Genomic DNA, 3,576 nt, shown 5'->3' with positions numbered 1-3,576 from the left:
GGCCCCTGGGCCGCCGGCCCGGAGGGCGCCGACCTCTTCTGGAAGCTCCTGGACCTCTGCGAGCGCACTGAGATCGACTCGGTCTGGTTCTCTGACCGCCTCTCCTCGCCCCTCCCGGTGCTCGAGCCCATTACGACGATGGCCGCGGTGGCGGCGCGCACCCGGCGGCTCAAGTTCGGCCCGAGCGTCCTGATCGCGCCCTTCCGCGCGCCCGTCCTCGCGGCGCGCCAGCTCGCGATGCTCGACTACCTCTCGGGCGGACGCGTGCTGCCGGCCGTCGGCATCGGCGTTGAGCAGGAGCGCGAGTTCAGGGCGGCGGGCGTCCCGTTCACGGAGCGCGGCCGCAGGACCGACGAGGCGATCCGGATCATGCGCCGGTGCTGGAGCGAGGACGAGGTCTCCTTCGACGGCGAGTTCTGGAAGCTCGAGCGCGTCACGGTCCTGCCGCGTCCCGTGCAGCGGCCCCTGCCGCTCTGGATCGGCGGCAACAGCGAGGCGGCGATGCGCCGGGCGGGACGCCTGGGCGACGGCTGGATCCCGTCGTTCATCGCGCCCGACGGGTTCCGCGCGGGCGTCGAGAAGACGTGCGCCTTCGCCGCCGAGGCCGGGCGCGAGGTGCCGGGCGACCACTTCGGCGCGCTCGTCACCTTCTGGCTCGACGACGATCCCGCGCGGGCGCGCGCGGCCGCCGCGCCCTTCATCCCGCGCGGCCGCGTGGACGACGCGACGCTCGCGGCGTGCACCGCGTTCGGACCCGCGGAGGTCGTGCGCGAGCGCCTGGAACAGTACGTCGCGGGCGGCGGGTCGAAATTCGTCCTGCGGCCGATGGGACCGCCCGAGCGGATGCTCGAGCAGCTCGAGCGCCTGGCCGCCGAGGTGATCCCGCCCTTCCACCGCCGCTGAGCGAGCCGCGCTCTGCGCGGCTCCCGCCCTACTTCGCGCGGAGGATCTCGATCAGCAGCTCCGGCTCGACGTTGCCCCCGGAGAGCACCACGCCCACGCGCGCCCCGCGCGCCAGCGGGACCTTCCCGTGGAGCACGGCCGCGGCGCCGACCGCGCCCGTGGGCTCGACGACGACGCGCCCGCGGAGCGCCAGGAAGCGGACGGTGGCGACGATCTCCGCGTCGGTCACGAGGCACACGTCGGTCAGGTTCTTCTGGAGGATCGGGAACGTGAGCGCGCCGGGGCTCGTCACGCGGATCCCGTCGGCGATCGTCGCCGGCGGCGGGATCGTGACGCGCTCGCCCTTCCGGAGGGAGCGGTAGGTATCGTCCGCCGTGTCCGCCTCGACGCCGAAGACGGCGACGCCGGGGAAGAGGCTCTTCGCGACCGTGCTGCAGCCCGCGATGAGCCCGCCGCCGCCGACGGGCGTGACGAGCGCGTCGAGCGAGGGCACCTCCTGGAAGAGCTCGAGCGCGGCCGTCCCCTGCCCCGCCATGACCGCGTAGTCGTCGTAGGGCGGCACGAGAACGCGCCCCGTCTCCTCCACGATCCGCTGGGCCACGGCGGCGCGGTCGTCGCGCAGGCGGTCGTAGAAGACGACCTCGGCCCCGTAGTTGCGCGTGGCCTCGAGCTTGAGCGCGGGCGCGTCTTTCGGCATGCAGATGATCGCGGTCGTCCCCGTCATCCGCGCCGCGAGCGCGACGCCCTGCGCGTGATTGCCCGAGGAATAGGCGACGACGCCCCGCGCGCGCTCCGCGGGCGAGAGCGTGAGGAGCTTGTTCAGCGCGCCGCGGATCTTGAACGCCCCGGCGCGCTGGAGGTTCTCGCACTTGAAGAAGACGCTGTGGCCGCTGGCGTCGTCGAACGACTGCGAGGCGATCACGGGCGTGCGGTGGATCCGGCCGAGGAGCCGGCGCGCGGCGGTCTGGATGGCGTCGATCGTCAGCGGGCTGGCGGTTGACACGACGGCGGAGATTATATACTCAAGCCATGAAGAAGCCCCTGGCCGTCCTGCTCGCGCTCGCGCTCGCCGGCTGCTCGCTCATCACGCTCGATTTCACGCCACGGATCCGCCCCCTCGAGGAGCAGACGGTCGAGGGCGCGGGCCGGGCGAAGATCCTGCTCGTCGACGTCTCGGGGTTCCTCTCCGAGGAGGGCGCTTCGCCGGGCCTCGTCATCGGCGCGGCGCCCCCGCGGGTGCCGCTGCTCGTGCGGCTGCGCGAGGAGCTCACGAAGGCGGCGGCGGACGCCGACGTCCGCGCGCTGCTCGTGCGCATCAACAGCCCCGGCGGCACGGTGACGGCGGCCGACATCATCTGCCGGGAGCTCGAGACCTGGAAGCGCGAGACCGGACGCCCGGTCGTCGCGGTCATGCTCGACGTGGCGGCGTCGGGCGGGTACTACGTCGCGCTCGCCGCGGACACGATCGTCGCCCACCCGACCTCGGTGACGGGCTCGATCGGCGTCATCATGGTCAGCCTGAACGCCGAGGGGCTCATGCAGAAGATCGGCCTCGCGGCGGCGACGATCAAGTCGGGCGAGCGCAAGGACATGGGGAGCCCGCTGCGCGCGCTCACCGTCGAGGAGCGGAAGATCTTCCAGTCGGTGATCGACAGCCTCCACGCGCAGTTCGTCGCCAAGCTCGTGGCGAGCCGCCGCCTGGCGCCGGAGACCGCGAGGGCGATCGCCGACGGGCGCATCTACACCGCCCAGCAGGCGCTCGAGCTTGGGCTCCTGGACCGCGTGGGCTACATGCCCGACGCGATCGAGGCCGCGCGGCGCGCGGCCGGCGTGGGCGAGGCGCGTGTCATCGTCTACCACCGCCCGCGCGAGTACCGGGCGACCTACTACGCGAGCGCGCAGGCGCCCGCGTCGGGGCCCGACGCGGCGCTCCTGCAGCTCGCGACGATGCTCGGGGCGGGTCCGCGCTTTCTCTACCTCTGGTGGCCCTGAGCCTCGGTCCCGCCCCCGCGCGGCGCGTCGGACGACGTCGACCGCTCGGCAAACCCGCTGCAGCGAACCACCGGCAGGCGCGGATACTTCGGGAAGCGAGCGTCCGTGGCGTGGAGGTCGCACAGCACGAACGTCGATCCTCTCGCGGACGCGACGGCCCTGGCGTGGCGGCAACGGGCGCAGAGCCCGGCCGAGGTCGGCGGCGTGCCGTGGCTCACGGCGCCCCCGTCACGAGGTCGAGGTAATCCTTGACGATCCGCGCCGTGGCGCCCCAGATCGTCTCGCCCCCGTAGTCGTAGAAGTACACCTCGCGCACGACGCCCCCGCGCTCCCGGCGCTCGACCCGCGCGTTGGCGGGCTCCACGAGCGCGGCGAAGGGCACCTCGATGACCTTCTCGATCTCCTCACCGTCCGGCCGCCAGACGACGGGCTCGCAGACCACGCCGACCCAGGGCGTGATGACGAACTGGGTCGCGACGGTCTCGGTGTCGTCGAGCGCGCCCAGCGGCTCCACCGCCCGCCGCGGCAGGCCGACCTCCTCCTCGGACTCGCGGAGTGCTGTGTCCAGGAGCGAGGGATCGGCGGGATCGAGGGCGCCCCCCGGGAACGAGATCTGACCCCTGTGGGTGCCGACGCGCTCGGTGCGCTTGGCGAAGACGAGGCAGGGCCCGTCGCGGTCGA

The 3,576-nt window shown here is 73.4% G+C and carries 4 protein-coding genes; 2 read left to right on the top strand and 2 right to left on the bottom strand.

Annotated features, from left to right (window positions below; genetic code table 11):
* Positions 1-903: LLM class flavin-dependent oxidoreductase (locus VKG64_12665; protein HKB25893.1), on the top strand; the 903-nt coding region annotated here is incomplete at its 5' end.
* A gap of 28 nt (positions 904-931) precedes the next feature.
* Here VKG64_12665 and VKG64_12660 read toward each other — a convergent pair.
* A complete protein-coding gene (locus VKG64_12660) occupies positions 932-1,906 on the bottom strand; it encodes a threonine/serine dehydratase (protein ID HKB25892.1) in 975 nt (324 codons plus the stop codon).
* A gap of 26 nt (positions 1,907-1,932) precedes the next feature.
* Between VKG64_12660 and sppA the strand changes: the two genes are divergently transcribed.
* On the top strand, positions 1,933-2,895 hold the full coding sequence (gene sppA, locus VKG64_12655; GenBank protein HKB25891.1) for a signal peptide peptidase SppA: 963 nt from the start codon (positions 1,933-1,935) through the stop codon (positions 2,893-2,895).
* A gap of 214 nt (positions 2,896-3,109) precedes the next feature.
* On the opposite strand, the gene VKG64_12650 is transcribed toward sppA, so the two are convergent.
* Positions 3,110-3,576: CoA pyrophosphatase (locus VKG64_12650; GenBank protein ID HKB25890.1), on the bottom strand; the 467-nt coding region annotated here is incomplete at its 5' end.

This window comes from Candidatus Methylomirabilota bacterium, from assembly GCA_035260325.1.
GTDB lineage: Bacteria > Methylomirabilota > Methylomirabilia > Rokubacteriales > CSP1-6 > AR19.
The sequence above is the reverse complement of the archived record's forward strand: the minus strand, read 5'-3'. Positions and strand labels throughout refer to the sequence as shown.

What these genes read in the sequence shown, in the direction of transcription:
- sppA (HKB25891.1), top strand. Translation starts at nt 1,933, where the DNA reads ATGAAGAAGCCCCTGGCCGTCCTGCTCGCGCTCGCGCTCGCCGGCTGC.